The sequence below is a fragment of the Erythrobacter sp. HKB08 genome, from assembly GCF_004114695.1.
Lineage (GTDB): Bacteria > Pseudomonadota > Alphaproteobacteria > Sphingomonadales > Sphingomonadaceae > Parerythrobacter_A.
Genome location: NZ_CP035310.1, coordinates 91,255 through 106,943, shown reverse-complemented (window position 1 = coordinate 106,943; position 15,689 = coordinate 91,255). Strand labels below are relative to the sequence as shown.

The following is a 15,689-nucleotide window of genomic DNA, read 5'->3' as shown; positions in this document are numbered from 1 at the left end:
TGCTACCAGCGAAGTAGCGGGGGCAGGGCGAGGCGTCCGATAAGCGCACCGATCGGGACCGGCGCGAAGTGCCAGATGCCGATGTGCGCAACCGTGTCGATCGGACAGGCGAGGCCGTATGCGACGCTCCCCAGCGATGCGGCTGCTGTGCCTACCAGCAGGCCAGCGGCACTGGCCGAAACCGGTGCACCCCGGCGCAGCCAGACCACCAGCGACCCTGTGACCAGCAGCGACGCGATCAACCCCTTGGTCATGCATTCGAGGCCATAGGGATCGTCGAAACCGCTCGCGGGATGGTCGTGGCCCAGCAGCGAGAGGAGCGCGCCTGCGGGGAGGACGGCGGCCATCGCCATCGCCCATTTGGGTCCTTCGTGGCGATTGCCGACGCGCGGGCTGGCCATGCCGACGGCGCTTGTCGCAGCTGCAAGCCCGAGGACGAGCAGCAACCCGTTACCGATGACGAAGAAGGCGGAGGCTTCTCCGGCAAAGGCGCCGCGCCACAGCCCGTCGATGAACTCGACGGCGAGGACCGTGCCGACCATCGCGAGAGCGACGAGCGCCAGCCCGTCGCGCAGGCGGATTGCACGGACCGGTTCGAGCTCCTGCGTGAGCTGGTCGATCAGGGGATTGGGTACCCTGCCGCGTTCGGGGTTCATGGTCATTCTGCCTTCTCTACGAGCGCGGATAGCTTCTTCAGCCCGCGATGGATATTCACTTTGACGGCGGATTCGCTTTGCCCGCTCCGCTCGGCGGCTTCCCTGATCGACAGGCCTTCGATCTTCACCAGCTCGATCGCTTCGGACTGTTTTTCGGGAATGTGGACGAACATGCGCTCGAGGCTAAGCCGGGCAAGGACGGCTTCTTCCTCGCTGTCTTCCGGCGCGTCGAAATCTTCCAGCGCGTCTTCCTCGTTGCGATAGACCTTGCGCAGGTGATCGACCCAGCGATAGCGCGCGATCGCCGCCAGCCACGGCAGGAATGCGCGGGTCGGGTCCCAGGTGGCGCGCTTGTTATGCACCGCCATCATCACTTCCTGCACCAGGTCGTCGAGCTGGGCCGGGGCGCAGCGGCGGCGGAAATAGCGTTCCAGCCACAGCTGCACTTCGGTAAGCAGCACGGCATAGGCCTGCTGGTCGCCCTTTTGCGAGCGGGCCATCAAACTGGCGAGGGTCGGCTCGTCTGCAATCATCGTTTCTCTCCCCCGAGAGCGGGATCACCCTCGCACCCTGGCAATGAGCGCGTCGAGCGAAAAAAGGCCTGCGCCGCGGCTGACGAGGACCAGCGCCATCGCCGCCCACAGGCTGTGGGTCGCCCACCAGGCTTCCGGAAAGACCAGGAACTGGATGACCATCGTCATGCCAAGAAGGGCGAGGGCGGACAGACGCGTCGCGAGGCCCAAGGCGACGAGGACCGGCAGGAAAAATTCCGCATAGGTCGCCATCGGGACCATGATTTGCGGAGAAACGGGCAGGCCGAATTCCTCGAACAAATAGTACTGCGTCTCCTCGATCTGCAGCCAGCTGCCTTCGACCACCTTGGTCCGGCCCGAGCGCCAGAAGACGCCGGCCAGCGAAAGGCGGGTGAGTAGCAGCGCGCCGCTCTCGATCAGGGAGCCGGACAGGAAACGGGTCGTCCGGTCGTAGAGGGATATGGCGCGCTGCATGGCTGCTCTCCGGTTCGGCCTCGTGTCAGCGCTTGATCGGCGTCAGCGAGCCGTTGCCCTTGGGCGTCTTGATCTTCACGCAAGTGCCCTTGTCGACCAGCTTCCAGGCATTGCCCTGGTAGTCGCGAGTGGAAGTGCCGGCGCAGCTCGTGCCCGGACCTGCCGCGCAGTCGTTCTTGCCTGCCTTGGCGACGCCGTAGCACTTCTCCTTGCCGCCGCTCTGGGCAGCAGCCGGGGTCACGGTGAGGCCGGCAGTGATGCCTGCCGCAAGGGCGAGGCCGGCGATGCGGGCGATATTGGTCGTGTTCATTCTTCCAAACTCCGTGGACGGGACCATTGAAGGGGGCTGCACCCAGGCGGTGAAGCTGTCGGGGAGTTCGGGGCAGGCCCGCGATCGGTTACGCGGCCTGCGAAAAAATCCGGCACTGTAACCAGCCGCACTGCGCGGACGAATGGTCCCATGTCCCTTCGCGGACATCCCTCTCGTTCTCACAAGTCTTGTGGAGTGCTTGCAATGACCAGAAATACCGCTTTCGCCGCTGCCGCAGCAGCTTTCGCCCTCACCTCTGCCGCCGCATTCGCCGCCGAGCCGCCGGCGGGAAGCACTGGCCGCGCGATCGGCGCGAACGATACGGTGCATTGCTACGGCGTGCACGACTGCGCCGGCAACGCAGACTGCAAGACCACCGAAAATGCCTGCAAGGGCCAGAACGCCTGCAAGGGTCACGGCTTCAAGGCGATGAAGGCGGGCGAGTGCCTGACCAAGGGCGGTACGATCGGCGACCTGGGCTGATCGGACCAACCGGTGCGGCCCGGTCGTCCCAACACCCCTCCCCCGTCACTGCCGGGCCGCATCTCCCCTTTCCCGCCAATCCGGATGTTCCCATGACTGCAATCGCCCCGTTCGACGGCTTCGGCCTCGGCCTGCGCCGCACGCACTACGCCGATTTTCTCAAAGGCGATGTCCCGGTCGATTTCGTCGAGGTCATCTCGGAGAATTTCATGGTCGATGGCGGCAATCCGCTGCGCGTACTGACGCAGGTGCGCGAAAAGCTGCCGGTCATCCTGCACGGCGTGTCCATGTCGATCGGGTCGGCCCACGGCCTCGACCGCGAATATCTCGCAAAGCTGAAGGCGCTGGCCTTCCGGATCGAGCCGCTCTGGGTCTCGGACCATCTGTGCTGGACCCGCACCAGCGCGCACAACAGCCACGACCTCCTGCCGATGCCCTATACGCGCGAGGCGCTTCAGGTGGTGTGCGACAATATCGATCTTGCGCAGGAAACGCTGGGCCGCGCGATGTTGTTCGAGAACCCGTCGAGCTATCTCGCCTTTCCCGAGGACGAGATGAGCGAGCGGGAATTCATCGCCGAAATGGCGCGGCGTACCGGGTGCTACCTGCTGCTCGACGTCAACAACATCCATGTCAGCGCGCACAACCACGGCTTCGATGCGCGTGCCTATCTTCGCGGCCTTCCGCATGACCGCGTGCGCCAGATCCACCTTGCCGGGCATACCGATGGCGCGATCAAGATCGACACGCACGACCAGCCGGTCTGCGAGGGCGTGTGGGAGCTTTACCGCGAAGCGATCGAACTAGTCGGTCCGGTCGCGACGATGATCGAGCGCGACGACGGCATCCCGCCGCTCGGCGAACTGCTTGACGAGCTGGCGATTGCCCGCGACATCGCGAGCGAGGCGCGCACGGAGCTGGCAGCATGAGCCTTGCTGCCGTCCAGAAGGAGTTCCTGGTGCATGTCCTCGACGAGGACCGCGCGCTGCCTTCGGGCTGGACCCCGCGCCACGCAGCCGGGCTCGATATCTATCGCAACAACTACCGCTCCTCGCTGATGGAGGCGCTGAAGTCATCCTACGAGAGGACCGAGCGCTATGTCGGGGAGGACGCTTTTTCGCAGGCAGCCGCCCACCACGTCATCTCGCGCCCACCGAATAGCTGGACGCTCGATGCGGCGGGCGAGGGCTTTGCCGAAACGCTGGCCGATCTTTTTGCCGACGACCCGGACGTCGCCGAACTCGCGTGGCTCGAAGCGGCCATGACCGACGCATTCGTCGCCGCCGATGCCGAACCGCTTGGCGCTGCCGGGTTTGCCGCAGCGACGGCGGAATTCGGCGAGGGGGACTGGGCGGCAATGAAGCTCGAACTGCTTCCCGGGACCGCCATTCGACCGGTCGCCTTCGACGTTGCAACGCTATGGCGCGGCCTGTCTGGCGGCGAACACCCTGGCGATGCTGCGAGGCTCGCCGGTCCTGCCTGCCTGCTGGTGTGGCGAGAGGGTTACGAGCCGGTTTTCCGACTTGTCGATGCGGCGGAAGGCGAATTGCTCGGCGCAATCCTCTCCGGCGAGACCTACAGCGAGGCCTGCGGTGTGCTGTTCGAGGATGCGGGCGATGACGCCGCCGCGCAGGCCGGCGCCATGTTCGGGCGCTGGCTGCACGACGGCCTGGTTGCGTCGGTCAGTCTGCCATCTGCGAGGGGATGAATTCCTCGCGCACGGCCTTGGCCATCAGTTCGAGCGGAATGATGCCCTGGCTCAGCAGGAAGTCGTTGAACGCCTTTTCCTCGAACCGGTTGCCCAGCGCGATCTCCGCTTCGACGCGCAGGTCGATCAGCTTGCGGTAGCCGTAATAGTAGCTGCCCGCCTGGCCCGGCATGCGGAACTGGTAGCGGTCGAGCTCCTGCTTCACCATGCCCGGCGAGAACAGCGCTTCCTCGGTCAGGATGCGCCCCGCTTCCTCGCGCTCGATCAGGCCGAGGTTCAGCATCGGGTCGAGGAAGGCGCGTGCCGCGCGCAGAAGGCGGAACTGCTGGGCGATGAACTGGCCCTCGATCGGTTCGTGCGGCAGCATCTCGGCTTCGGCATAGAGCGCCCAGCCTTCGACGTTAACGCTGTTGAATGCATAGAGCAGGCGGGCAAGGCTCACGCCCTGTTCGACTAGCGCGGCGAACTGCATTTCATGTCCCGGACGCGCTTCGTGCGCGCTCAGCGTCCAGCTTGCCGCCGGGTGGTTGAAGTCGTCGTATGCATCGCCTTCGCCGGCAGTCGGATTGGCGACGGTGAGGACGAAAGTGCCCTGCTCGCCGGTATTGCCGATGAGGCGCGGCGGGCGCATGTGCGGCGCGGGCTGGGCGGCGCTCTCGGCGGCCGAGGCGACGCGCATGGAGAGCTCGTAATCGGGCAGGCTGACGATGTCGTTCTCGCGGATCTTGCCTTCCAGCTCGCGGTTCACGCCGCGGTAGAATTCCTCGATCTCGTCGTTCGAAATGGTCTGCTGCTTGAGGCGGCGCATGACGGAGGGGTAGTCGGTTTCTTCCCATCCGTTCTTCGCTGCGATCTGCGGAGCGAGCGCCTCCATCTGGGCGCGGATTTCGTAGAAACCGCGGCGGGCCTGCGCCATCGATTCATACGGGTCCATGTCGATACCGACCTGCCGCAGGCTGAGCGCATAGAGTTCCGGCGGGAGGCGCGGGTTGTCGCGTGTGGTCGGCAGCACCGTCTCGCGGGTCCACTCTGCATATTCGGTCAGCTGCGCTTCCATAGCGCCGAGCGCTTCGTCGGCGCCTTCGATCTCGTACTTGCCGAAGAGTTCGCGGATGCCGGCGACGAAGGTCGGGATCTTCTCGATCGATTCCTCGACCTCGACCCGGTACGGGCCCATCTTGCCTTCACCCCTGCTCGCTTCGAAGCGGCGCTTGGCAAGCTCGGTCATCGGCTCGGTATCGGGCCAGGTGCCGGTGAAGCGTTGCAGCAGTTCGAGCGCCTTGCCGCGGCGGCTTTCGGCGGTCTGGTCGGATAGCAGCTGGCCGACACTGCCGAACATGCTTTGCGGCACTTCGCTGTATTCGAGCATGTACTTGTTGCCGAGTTCGATCCCCTCGATGTCCATCTTGAGGGAATCGATCAGGATCTGGAGGTCCTGTTTGACGTAGGGATTGGTCTCGGTCGCGAGCGCGGCCTCGAATTCGCCGATCAGCGCCCTGGAAGCGGCGACATAGCGCTCGTCGCGGTCGAGCGACATGTCGTTGACCAGCCCGTCATACTGTTCGTAGCCGGCCGAGGACGCACCGGTCGGAAAGAACGATGCCTGCATCATGATCGCCTTCTGGGTGTAGGCGTTGCTGGTCGCGACCCAGTCCTGCGATGCGGCCTCTTCGGCATTGTCCTGCGCATAGGCGGGCGCTGCGAGCGCGACGGGCGCTACGGCTAGCGCGATGGCGGCGGCAAAAGTCTTCATGGTGTCCTCTCCCGAAACAGATGGCGGGGGAGTGCATCAAGCGCCCGCGCGCGGCAAGTCCGCTTCCGACAAGCGGCCAAGCGGCGCGGACCAACGACAGCCGGGAAATCAGGCGGTGAAGCTGTCGCCCACGAGCTGTTCGGACAGCGTCCAGAGCCGGTTCGCATTGTCCTTGTCGAGCGCGTAGGAGCGCACGCCGCCGGTCGGATCAGTGTCGTCCTGCGGTGCGACGTGGCAATCCTCGCAATAGACGCCGCCCTTGCCTTCCAGCTCGTCGGCGGTCGCCGCCCAGCAGGTCGTCGCAGCGCCTTGCGGAATGGTCTTGAAGCCCTGCGGCGACTGGCCGCTTTCCTTCGCGTTTTCCTCCATCCGCTTGCGCATCCAGGCCATGTCTTCTTCGGTCATGTGGCGGCCGAGGTTGGTCATGATGCCGCCCGGATGCAGCGCGTAGGAGTGGATGCCCTTGTCGCCGAAGCGCTCTTCCAGCCCGACCGTGAAGAGGATGTTGGCGGTCTTCGACTGCCCGTAGCTCTGCCACTTGTCGTAATCGCGGTTGTCGAAATTCGGATCGTCGAGGTGGACGCGGTCGATATGGTGCCCGCGGCTAGACAAGTTGACGATGCGTTGGCGCTCGCCCTTTTCGACCAGCGGCATCAGCTCCTTGGTGAGCTGGAAATGGCCGAGGTGGTTGGTGCCGAACTGCATTTCGAAGCCGTCCGCCGTCTCGGAATAGGGGCAGGCCATGACGCCCGCGTTGTTGATCAGCAGGTCGATCTTCTCGAAGCGGTCGCGCGCCTCGGCGCCCGCCTTGCGTACGCTGTCGAGCGAGGCGAGGTCGGCTGCGAGCGTATCGACCTTGGCGCCGGTTTCATCGGCGATTTCCTTCGCCGCTTCGTCGAGCTTCGACTGGTCGCGTCCGGACAGGATCACATGCGCGCCCTTCGCCGCCATCGCGCGCGCCGTTTCCTTGCCGAGACCGGAATAGCCGCCGGTGATGAAGGCGGTGCGGCCCGACAGGTCCTTGCCTTCGAGAACCTCGTCCGCCGTGCTTTCGAAACCGAAATCGCTCATGCCTTCTCTCCCTCAATCCAGTCGCAGTTCGAACAGGAATTCATCGTCGCGATGAGTGCCGACGTAGAAGTCGACATCCGCGATCTTGGCGAAACCGTAGCGCTCGTAGAAGCGCTGTGCGCCGAAATTCTCGCTCCACACGGTAAGCTGGATAGCATCGCATCCGCGAGCGCGCGATTCCGCCATGGCCCAGTCCATCAGCGCTGCCCCGATGCCGCCTCCGGTGCGGTCTGGGTCGGTATAGAGCTGGGCGAGCATCATCGGGTTCTTTGCATCCGAATGGCTCGCATAGTCGCTCTTGGCGATGAGCTTGCAATAACCGATCAGCGCGTCGGCATCGCAGGCGAGCTGGTGGATATATGTGTCGTCCGCGACCTCGCGTGCAACGACTTCCTTGGTGAAGACCTGCCCCAGGAAGGCGTCGAGGTCTTCCGGTTTGTAGAGGTGCCCGAAGGCCGCGCAGAAGCTCTCGCGGCCAAGCCTGGTGAGTTCGGGGACGTCGTCCAAAGAAGCGGGGCGCAGGATCATGACCCTGCGCCCCTACTTTCATTCAGGCATTTGCGAAAGACTTACGCGCCCGGCGGTAGCGGGTCGTTGTCTTTCGGAGCCGCGTCGGCCTTGCTCTCCATCTTGTCGAGCTGGCGAGCCGCCCAGTCCCGGCCGCCGAGGCCGAAGGCGAGCGCACCTGCCACCGCGATGCCGATCACGATCGCGCTGAACGCGGTCTCGGTGATGATCTCGGCGACGCCGGTGTAGTTGAGGCCCATGAAGACGAAGAGGACGATGGTCACCCAGCGGATGATCGTGCCTGCCATCGATCCTTCGTCCGCGCCGCTGACCAGCCTTGCGAGCAGGTTCGCGATCAGGAAGCCGACCCCGATCACCACGGCACCGAAGACCACGCGACCACCCAGTTCGAGCACCTCGTTGAGGATGTTCGTCAGTTCCGGGAAACCGAGGATGCGGGTCGCGGCGATGGCGAAGAACAGGATGATCGCCACCTGCACGATGCGCGCGATGATGGTCGATGCCGCCGTTCCGTCAGGTAGCAGGCCGGTCGCCGAAAGCGAGCGGTCGACGCCGAGGCCGGTCAGCAGTTCCTTGAGGATATCGACCACGAAACGGCTGATCAGGTAGCCGATGCCGAGCAGGATCGCGGCTGCGATGATGTTCGGGATGGCTGCGAAGATCATCGACAGCATGCCGCTCGCCGGGCCCGAAATGCTCTCGATATTGAGCTGTTCGAGCGCCGCGATGGCCACCGGGATGATGATCAGCACATAGACGATCGTCCCGATGGTCGAGCTGATCGTGGTGTTGCCGGTGACATTGTCGACCCCGCCGCGATTGGCCCATTTGTCGAAGTCGACCGTCTTGAGCGCGGTGATGACGAGGTCGCGCACGATCCGCGCCACCATCAGGCCGATGAAGAAGATCAGCCCCGCTCCGATCAGGTTCGGGATGAAGCCCATGATGTTGTTGAGCAGCACCTCGATCGGCTCCATCACTCCGCCGAGGCCGAGGACGGTCAGCACTGCAAGGAGGCCGAACAGCCAGATCAGCATCGAGACGATCTTGCCGAGCGATTCACCCACGGTGTCGCCGCCGCTGGTATCGCGCTGCAGGAACGAGATGTTGTCGACGAGCTTGGCGAAGGCCCACTTCGCAGCCTTCGCAAGTGCCCAGGTGATGACGAGAATAGCGACGACGAAGAATGCTTTTTCCGCCAGTTCCATCGCCAGTTCCGGATCGAACCGGTAATTACCAAGTCTCATGTCCACTCCCCCATTTGTTGTTATTGGAGAGAGGATTACCACACACCCGGCGCGGCCCCAAATGACGCCTACGTAAAGCGCTGCGATTGCATTTGCGTGCCGGGCGGGCGATGAGCTTGCCGACAAGAGAGGAGAACCAACCCTTGCGCCTTGCACTGACCCTGTTTGCCGCCTCGCTCGCCTGTGCGAGCCCCGCTCTGGCCGATCACCATTCGAGCGATAAACCCGAGACGGACGCGAAGTGGACAATCGCGATCCACGGCGGCGCGGGGATCATCCTGCGCGAAAACATGACGGCGGAGAAACAGGCGGAATACGAGGCTGCCCTGCAAGCCGCGCTCGATGCCGGGGCCGAAGTGCTGCGCAATGGCGGGACGGCGATGGATGCGGTGAAGGCGGCGATCATTCCGATGGAGGACGATCCCAATTTCAACGCCGGTCGCGGCGCGGTCTACACCTGGGACGGCGAGAACGAACTCGACGCCGCGATCATGGACGGCAGGACGCGCGAAGCCGGTGCAGTGACCGGCGTGCGCACGGTCAAGAACCCGATCCTGCTTGCGGAAGCGGTCATGGAAGATGGTCGCCACGTCTTCCTCAGCGGACCGGGCGCGGAAGAGTTCGCGGCAGGCAAGGGTATCGAGATTACCGACCCGAGCTGGTTCGGGACCGAGCGGCGCAAGGAAGCGCTCGAGCGGTTGAAGGCTGAGCAGCTTTCCTCGCTCGATGTCGACTACAAGTTCGGCACGGTCGGCGCGGTCGCTCTCGATACGCATGGAAATGTCGCCGCAGGCACCTCGACCGGGGGGCTGACGGGCAAGCGCTGGGGCCGCATCGGCGATGCTCCGGTGATCGGCGCGGGGACCTATGCAGACAACCGCTCATGTGCGGTCTCGGCGACCGGTGCGGGCGAGTATTTCATCCGCGTCGGCGTCGCGCAGGAAATCTGCACGCAGGCGCGCATGATGGCGAATGCGAGTGCCTGGATGGCAGGCGGCGTGGCCGAAGAACGCAAGCTCCACGCCTACCAGGCGCAGCTTGTCGCGGACCGCGTCATGGCCGAGGTCAAGGACCTTGGCGGCGATGGCGGGGTCATCTTCGTCACCCCCTGGGGCGATGCGATCTACAGCTTCAACACGCCGGGCATGTACCGCGGCCGCGCATCGAGCGACGGCACGAACGAAATCGGCATTTTCGAGCAGACCGAAGCGGAGCTTCCGGAGAAGCCGGAACGCAGCGTCGTCGTCCCGCCGCTCAGTATCCCGTAATCAGGCAGTGCGCGCGAACTGCGTGATGACGCGCCCGACGTCGGCGAGAACCGCGAGGGAAGCCGGGTCGGCCTTCAGGTGCTGGCGATTGGCGCGGTAGTAGGCCGCGAAAGTCAGCGGCGCGCGGTCCGGCGGCTCGACGAAGCCGATGTCGACATAGACGCTGCGCATTCCCGGCCACAGCGACGTGCCTGTCTTGTCGCCCGCGCGCCATTCCGGCGGCAGGCCGGCCCGGACGCGGTCTAGCCCGGTAGCGGTGTCGACCATCCACTGGCGCAGAGTGGCGGCATCGTCCTCGGCAAGGACGTCGCCATGCGTGAGCCGGCCGACCGTCAGCGCCATCGCATCGGCGCTGGTGGTGTCCATGATCTCGCCGGCGGGGACGTTGTTGAGTTCGAGCTCGTAGCGGTCGAGGCGGCTGGTCGGATCGCCGATCGCGCGCCAGAAGGCGGTCATTCCCTGCGGGCCGCCGATCCGCTCGAGCAGGATATTGGTCGCGGTGTTGTCGCTCTGCTTCTGCGCTGCCTCGGCCAGTTCGCGGATGGTCGCGCCCGTTGCCAGTCGCTCGCGGGTGAAGGGCGAATGGCCAAGCAAGGCCGCCGCGTCCCAATCCACCTTCTCGCTCAAGTCCATGCCGCCGTCGGTTCCGAGCTTCAGGACGAAGGCGGCAAGCGACAGCTTGAACGAAGAGCAATGCGGGAAGCGGGCGAAGCCATTGTATGAGGTCAGCGCGCCCGAACCGGTGTCGTAGATCGCGACCCCCAGCGTGCCGTTGGCTGTCGCCTCGACGATCCGCAGGCGCGAGGCGAAGCGCCCCGGCACGTCGCTGCGCACCGGCACGCAGGCACCGACGCCGGCAGCCAATCCTCCGGCCAGCAAGGCCCGGCGATCGATCTTCATAGCCCCCTCTCCATGCACAGGCTGAATTCGTCGGAGACATAATCGCCGAACGGCTCGCATTCGGCAAACCCGTGCTTGCGATACAGCTCGTGAGCCGGGCGGAAGGGTTCGGGACGGCCCGTTTCGAGACCGATCCAGTCGTATTCCCTGCGCCGTGCCTCATCGAGCAGCGCCAAGAGGATCGCCTTTCCCGCGCCCTTGCCGCGATATTCAGGCGCGGCGCGCATCGACTTGAGTTCGCCGCGTCTGTTGCCGAGTTCCTTCAGGGCGCCGACTGCGGCAAGCGTTGCTCCATCCCACGCCGAGAAGAATGTCACGTCCGGTTCGCGCAGCCGCTCGACCGGCATTGCGTGGACCTTGCAGGCGGGCGACCAGCGATGCATTTCTTCAAGGTGCATGGCGAGCAGCGCGACGACGTCCTCTCCGGTCAGATCGTCCTGCCGGATGGCGTAGTGCCTGCTCACGAGTATTTGTCCGCCTTGCGCTTGCCGAAGCGCATGTCGCCTTCGAGCCGCGCGCGAAGCTGCGAGTAGAAAGCTTCGAGGAAAGCGCGCTCGTCGCCAGAGCCAGGGTTCCAGCCGATCTTGCGGCAGATAGTCTCGGCCACCGCCTCGATCGATTCCTGACGGTCGTCGCGCAGCACGCGTTCGAGCGTCTGGAGCTCGTATTCGCCGTAGACCGACAGCTCTTCCTCGCCGAACTTGTATTCGGCGCCGGTAATGCGGCTGGTGCCCTGCGCTGCCGCGCCCGACGTCGACAGCGCCTCGGCGAGCTTCGCCTTGGGCGCTTCGACGACCCAGGTGCCTGCGATCAGGTCGCCCGCGCGCATCGCGTCGCGGTTGAAGAAGGGGAAGAGCATGAAGACGAGGAACCACAGGAGCGCGCCCCAGCCTGCCGCTCCGCCTTCGCCTGTCGGTGCCAGGAAGATCAGGAACAGCGGCAGAAACAGCTCGATATCGCGCAAAAGGTTGCGCGCGATGACCGCTTCGGGCGTGAGCCGCCCGCCGTCGCGGCTGGCGACGCGCAGGCCGACTGCGCGCTTGCCCGGCGTTGCGCCGCGCGGTCCCAGCTCGAATGCCATGAAGTAGCCGTTCCAGGCGAGGAACCAGAAGACCGAGATTACGATGATCATGAACTCCTCGGCACCGTTCATGTCGCGCATCGTGCCGTCGAGGCCGAGCCCGTTGGCGATGAAGATCAGGCCGAGCGTGACGGCTACCGTGGTCACCAGCAGGATGATGTAGTCGATGATTAGCGCGCCCGCCCGCGCGCCGCGCGCGCCGACGGTGATCGGCAGCGCGATGCCTTCGGGCGTCACGATGCGGCGTTGGCGCTTGACCTTGTAGGCGAGGTGCGGGGCGACTGCGCTGGTCATGCTGCCTTGACCTCCTTCCCGCGCCCGAAGGCGAAGAAATAGGTCAGCCAGAAAATCAGCATGAAGCCGCCGAGCAGGGCGCGCGTTTCGGAGGTCGCGAGCTGGCGCGGGAAGGCTTCGAGCAGGGCTGCGAAGACCAGCATGATGGTCACGCCGACCATGACCTGCGCGCCGCGCTGACCGCTCTCGGCAACCGCCGCCATGATGCTGCGCCGCCCCGGGAATGCCATCTTGCGGCCGATGTGCAGGCCCGCCGCGCTCGACAGCAGGATGGCGAAGAATTCGGTCGTTCCATGCACTGCAAGCCAGGCGGAGAATTCACCGGTCAGGCCTTGCGAATTGTAGAGCCACAGCATGGCGCCGAGCACAGCCATGTTGTGGACCAGCAGCATGAGCGAGGGCACACCGAAGGCGAAGCCCAGCGCGAAGGCCAGGATGCACACGCCGGTGTTGTTGGTGAACAGCTGCGCGGCAAAGGCCGACATGCCTGCCGCGCTTTCCTCCACCTTCAGCGAATCCAGCAAGACCTCGCGGCTCGCGCCCGGCTGGCGCTGGTCGGTGAATTGTGCGGGAACAAGCGTGTAGAACCACTCGCGGTCGCGCGCGACGAGCAGCCAGCCGACGATCGTGCCGGCGACCATGACCGCAGCGGCGATGCAGATGTCGAGCCAGATCTCGCGCACCGACTTGCTGAGATTGCCGCCGAGGAAATTGCGGAACCAGCGGAAGAACCCTTCGCGCGGGCCGTAGACCTGGAACCATGCGCGCTGGACCAGCGATTCGAGATAGCCGATCGTCGCCGCATCGAGCGAAGTTTCGCGCGCCACCGCAAGGCTCGAGGCGGCCATGCGGTACAGCGCGGGCAGGGCGAGAACATCCTCGTCGGAGACCGAGCGCACGCGCCCCTTCTCGATGCGGGTGAGAATATCCTCCAGCCGCCGCCACTCGTCTTCGCGCTCGAGCCGGAAACGGTCCGAGCGCAGCGCGGCAGCCTCGATCGCCGATGGGGTTTCGAGCTCGATGCTCGCGGGGCCCTTCTGGGCGGGAATGGCGCTGGCAGTCGCGGCGCTCATCGCGTTTCCTCCCTCATCCGATCGCTCCCGATCGCTTGATGTCGAGATAGGCATCGATCAGGCGATAGCCGATCTGGTCCCACGGCGCCTCGATGATGTCCACGCCCATCTGGCGCAGCCGCTCGAGCACCAGCGCGCGCTGGCGGGCGAGCGTATCGGCCGTCACCGCCACCGCGAGGCTTTCGAGATCGTGCGGATTGCTGTCGGCGAGGCTCGCGAGTTCAGCATCCTCCATCGTGACGAACAGCACGACATGTTTCTCGACCAGTCGCCCGACGCTTTCGATCATGATTTCCGCGCCTGTCGGATCGGTGAAATCGGTGAACAGCACGATGAGCGAGCGGCGCTGGAGCCGCCCGGTTAGCGTCGCGAGGCCGAGCGTGAAGTTCGGCTCCTCCGCATGGTAATCGAGTTCTGCCGCTGCCGATTGCAGGCGGTGGAACAGGCGCGCATCCCCGACGAAGGGCGTCATCATTTCGGGGCGCTGCGCGAAACCGAACAGCGCCACGCGGTCGCCGCCCTTGAGCGCGACATAGGAGGCGGTGAGCGCTGCGCTGACCGCGCGGTCGATACGCGGCAGGCCCTCGACCGGCTCGCACATCGCCTGCCCGCAATCGAAGGCAAAGACGATTTGGTTGTTGCGCTCGCTCTCGTTTTCGCGGGCGTAGAGCTTGGTGTGGCGCGCGCTTGCCTTCCAGTCGATCCGGCGGCGGTCCATGCCCGGCTCGTATTCCGACAGCGCTTCGAACTGCGTGCCTTCGCCGCGGATACGCCGCGCAATCAGGCCGAACTGCGAATCGCGCAGGTAATTCTGCAATTCGGGCGAACGGACCGGCGAAAGGTCGGGCCAGACGCGAACCGTCGCATCGAGGTCGTGCTCGACCTGTCTCGCCCCTAGGCCGAGCGGCCCGTCCCAGCGCATCCACAGCCGCGACAGGGTGGCAGGCCCCCGGCGGTTCGGCACGACTTGCCTGGTGCCCTGCCAGCTCGCCGTGCCGCTATCGTGCGAGAGCTTGAGCTCGACCCGGCCATCTTCCGACAGGCGCGGATCGACTTCGAGCGCGACTTCGGGCCGGGTCCAACCGGCGCGGCCGGCGAATTCGGCAATGACGGTCACGTCCATCGGTTCGCCGACTTCGGTGTCGGCCGGCACGTGGAAGCGCCAGTCGGCAAGCCTTCCGGCAAGCAGGCCGTCGAGCAGGACGACGACCAGCAACGCCGCCCCGGCGGCGGGCGCAAGCACCCACGATCCGGGCGCGGCGGCCCCGATCACCACCGCGATCGGCGCTGCGATCGCGGCGAGCCAGGCCGCGCGGGCCGTGGGCAATATGGGGAAGCGCAGGCGCATCGCCTCAGCGCGGCGCCTCGGTCGATTCGACGAGTTCGCTGACCAGCGCTTCGATTTCGCGGCCCTCGATCTCGGCAGCAGGGCTCAGCACCAGTCGGTGACGGAGCACGGCGGTCGACAGCGCTTTCACATCGTCCGGAATCACGTAGTCGCGGCCCTGCAGCGCGGCACGGGCGCGCGCAGCATTAGCCAGCAGGACAGCCGCGCGCGGGCTCGCGCCGCTCGAAATCTCGGCATTCTCGCGGGTCGCCCGCACGAGGCGCACGACATATTGCGTGATCTCGTCGGCAACGGTCACACTGTCGATCGCCTTGCTGGCGGCGGCAAGCTGCTCTGCCGAAGTGACTGCCGTGATGCCGAAGTCGGCCGGACGCTGCGGGCCCTGGCGCTGGCCGTAGCGAGTTACGATCCGCGCTTCCTCTTCCTCGCTCGGGTAGGGAACCAGCAGCTTGAACAGGAAGCGGTCGAGCTGCGCTTCGGGCAGCGGATAGACGCCCTGGTTCTCGATCGGGTTCTGCGTTGCAACGACCATGAAGCGGTCGGGCAGCTGGTGGGTCTCGCCATCGAGCGTGACGCGGCGTTCCTGCATCGCTTCGAGCAGGGCGGCCTGCGTCTTGGGAGGCGTGCGGTTGATCTCGTCGGCGAGCAGCATTTCGCAGAAGATCGGCCCGCGCGTCAGCGTGAACTGGCTCGTCTGGAAGTTGAACAGGTTGGAGCCGATGATGTCGCCCGGCAGCAGGTCGGGCGTGAACTGGATGCGCCCGAAATCAAGGCCGAGAGCGGTCGAGAAACACTGCGCGAGGAAGGTCTTCGCCGTCCCCGGAGGGCCTTCGAGCAGCACATGCCCCTGGCTGACCATTGCGACCAGCAGGTGTTCGACCATCTCGTCCTGCCCGACGATGGCCTTGGCGACCTCGTTGCGGATCGATCCGGCAAGGGTTCTCACATCCTCGAGAGTCATG

Annotated in this window: 18 protein-coding genes; 4 read left to right on the top strand and 14 right to left on the bottom strand. The window is 65.3% G+C overall.

What is annotated here, in order from left to right; translation table 11 throughout:
- Nucleotides 1-2 precede the first annotated feature (2 nt).
- Genes EO245_RS00505 through EO245_RS00490 form a run of 4 tightly spaced genes read right to left on the bottom strand, consistent with a single transcriptional unit; the run spans nucleotide 3 to nucleotide 1,973 of the window.
- A complete protein-coding gene (locus EO245_RS00505; RefSeq protein ID WP_234026912.1) occupies nucleotides 3-662 on the bottom strand; it encodes an NrsF family protein in 660 nt (219 codons plus the stop codon).
- Nucleotides 659-1,189 (bottom strand): sigma-70 family RNA polymerase sigma factor, encoded by a 531-nt coding sequence (locus EO245_RS00500; protein ID WP_128891094.1) that lies wholly within the window; start codon nucleotides 1,187-1,189, stop codon nucleotides 659-661. The genes EO245_RS00505 and EO245_RS00500 overlap by 4 nt, the downstream gene beginning before the upstream one ends.
- Before the next feature lie 24 nt (nucleotides 1,190-1,213).
- Nucleotides 1,214-1,663 (bottom strand): DoxX family protein, encoded by a 450-nt coding sequence (locus EO245_RS00495; protein WP_128891093.1) that lies wholly within the window; start codon nucleotides 1,661-1,663, stop codon nucleotides 1,214-1,216.
- 25 nt (nucleotides 1,664-1,688) lie between these two features.
- Nucleotides 1,689-1,973 carry a DUF2282 domain-containing protein gene (locus EO245_RS00490; protein WP_128891092.1) on the bottom strand — a complete coding sequence of 95 codons (285 nt, stop codon included), beginning with the start codon at nucleotides 1,971-1,973 and terminating at the stop codon, nucleotides 1,689-1,691.
- 204 nt (nucleotides 1,974-2,177) lie between these two features.
- On the opposite strand from EO245_RS00490, the gene EO245_RS00485 reads away from it, so the two are divergent.
- The 3 genes from EO245_RS00485 (at nucleotide 2,178) to EO245_RS00475 (ending at nucleotide 4,164) form a co-directional block, all read left to right on the top strand.
- Nucleotides 2,178-2,456, top strand: coding sequence for a hypothetical protein (locus EO245_RS00485; protein WP_199798660.1), 279 nt, complete (start codon nucleotides 2,178-2,180; stop codon nucleotides 2,454-2,456).
- A gap of 92 nt (nucleotides 2,457-2,548) precedes the next feature.
- Nucleotides 2,549-3,385: a DUF692 domain-containing protein gene (locus tag EO245_RS00480; protein WP_128891090.1), complete on the top strand. Its 837-nt coding sequence runs from the start codon at nucleotides 2,549-2,551 to the stop codon at nucleotides 3,383-3,385.
- A complete protein-coding gene (locus EO245_RS00475; protein ID WP_128891089.1) occupies nucleotides 3,382-4,164 on the top strand; it encodes a DNA-binding domain-containing protein in 783 nt (260 codons plus the stop codon). Before EO245_RS00480 ends, EO245_RS00475 begins: the two co-directional genes overlap by 4 nt.
- On the opposite strand, the gene EO245_RS00470 is transcribed toward EO245_RS00475, so the two are convergent.
- The 4 genes from EO245_RS00470 to EO245_RS00455 form a co-directional block, all read right to left on the bottom strand.
- The gene (locus tag EO245_RS00470; protein ID WP_128891088.1) at nucleotides 4,139-5,917 is read right to left on the bottom strand and encodes a DUF885 domain-containing protein; all 1,779 of its coding nucleotides are present in this window, start codon (nucleotides 5,915-5,917) and stop codon (nucleotides 4,139-4,141) included. The genes EO245_RS00475 and EO245_RS00470 overlap by 26 nt on opposite strands.
- Nucleotides 5,918-6,025: 108 nt before the next feature.
- The gene (locus tag EO245_RS00465; protein WP_128891087.1) at nucleotides 6,026-6,988 is read right to left on the bottom strand and encodes an SDR family NAD(P)-dependent oxidoreductase; all 963 of its coding nucleotides are present in this window, start codon (nucleotides 6,986-6,988) and stop codon (nucleotides 6,026-6,028) included.
- Nucleotides 6,989-7,000: 12 nt separating this feature from the next.
- Nucleotides 7,001-7,516 (bottom strand): GNAT family N-acetyltransferase, encoded by a 516-nt coding sequence (locus EO245_RS00460; RefSeq protein ID WP_128891086.1) that lies wholly within the window; start codon nucleotides 7,514-7,516, stop codon nucleotides 7,001-7,003.
- A 41-nt stretch (nucleotides 7,517-7,557) separates the two neighbouring features.
- The gene (locus tag EO245_RS00455) at nucleotides 7,558-8,763 is read right to left on the bottom strand and encodes a mechanosensitive ion channel (protein ID WP_128891085.1); all 1,206 of its coding nucleotides are present in this window, start codon (nucleotides 8,761-8,763) and stop codon (nucleotides 7,558-7,560) included.
- A gap of 143 nt (nucleotides 8,764-8,906) precedes the next feature.
- Here EO245_RS00455 and EO245_RS00450 point away from each other — a divergent pair, with 143 nt between their 5' ends.
- Nucleotides 8,907-10,031: an isoaspartyl peptidase/L-asparaginase family protein gene (locus EO245_RS00450; RefSeq protein WP_370246163.1), complete on the top strand. Its 1,125-nt coding sequence runs from the start codon at nucleotides 8,907-8,909 to the stop codon at nucleotides 10,029-10,031.
- On the opposite strand, the gene bla is transcribed toward EO245_RS00450, so the two are convergent.
- The 6 genes from bla to EO245_RS00420 all read right to left on the bottom strand — a co-directional run bounded on the left by bla (nucleotide 10,032) and on the right by EO245_RS00420 (nucleotide 15,688).
- A complete protein-coding gene (gene bla / locus EO245_RS00445; RefSeq protein ID WP_128891083.1) occupies nucleotides 10,032-10,931 on the bottom strand; it encodes a class A beta-lactamase in 900 nt (299 codons plus the stop codon). It abuts the gene before it with no gap.
- Entirely contained in the window at nucleotides 10,928-11,329 is a 402-nt protein-coding gene (locus EO245_RS00440; protein WP_128893391.1) for a GNAT family N-acetyltransferase, read from the bottom strand. Before EO245_RS00440 ends, bla begins: the two co-directional genes overlap by 4 nt.
- 62 nt (nucleotides 11,330-11,391) lie before the next feature.
- Entirely contained in the window at nucleotides 11,392-12,306 is a 915-nt protein-coding gene (locus tag EO245_RS00435; RefSeq protein WP_128891082.1) for an RDD family protein, read from the bottom strand.
- On the bottom strand, nucleotides 12,303-13,379 hold the full coding sequence (locus EO245_RS00430) for a stage II sporulation protein M (RefSeq protein WP_128891081.1): 1,077 nt from the start codon (nucleotides 13,377-13,379) through the stop codon (nucleotides 12,303-12,305). Before EO245_RS00430 ends, EO245_RS00435 begins: the two co-directional genes overlap by 4 nt.
- Nucleotides 13,380-13,392: 13 nt before the next feature.
- Nucleotides 13,393-14,727, bottom strand: a complete 1,335-nt coding sequence (locus EO245_RS00425) for a DUF58 domain-containing protein (protein ID WP_128891080.1) — start codon at nucleotides 14,725-14,727, stop codon at nucleotides 13,393-13,395.
- Between the two features lie 4 nt (nucleotides 14,728-14,731).
- Nucleotides 14,732-15,688 (bottom strand): MoxR family ATPase, encoded by a 957-nt coding sequence (locus EO245_RS00420; RefSeq protein WP_128893390.1) that lies wholly within the window; start codon nucleotides 15,686-15,688, stop codon nucleotides 14,732-14,734.
- Nucleotide 15,689 lies beyond the last annotated feature (1 nt).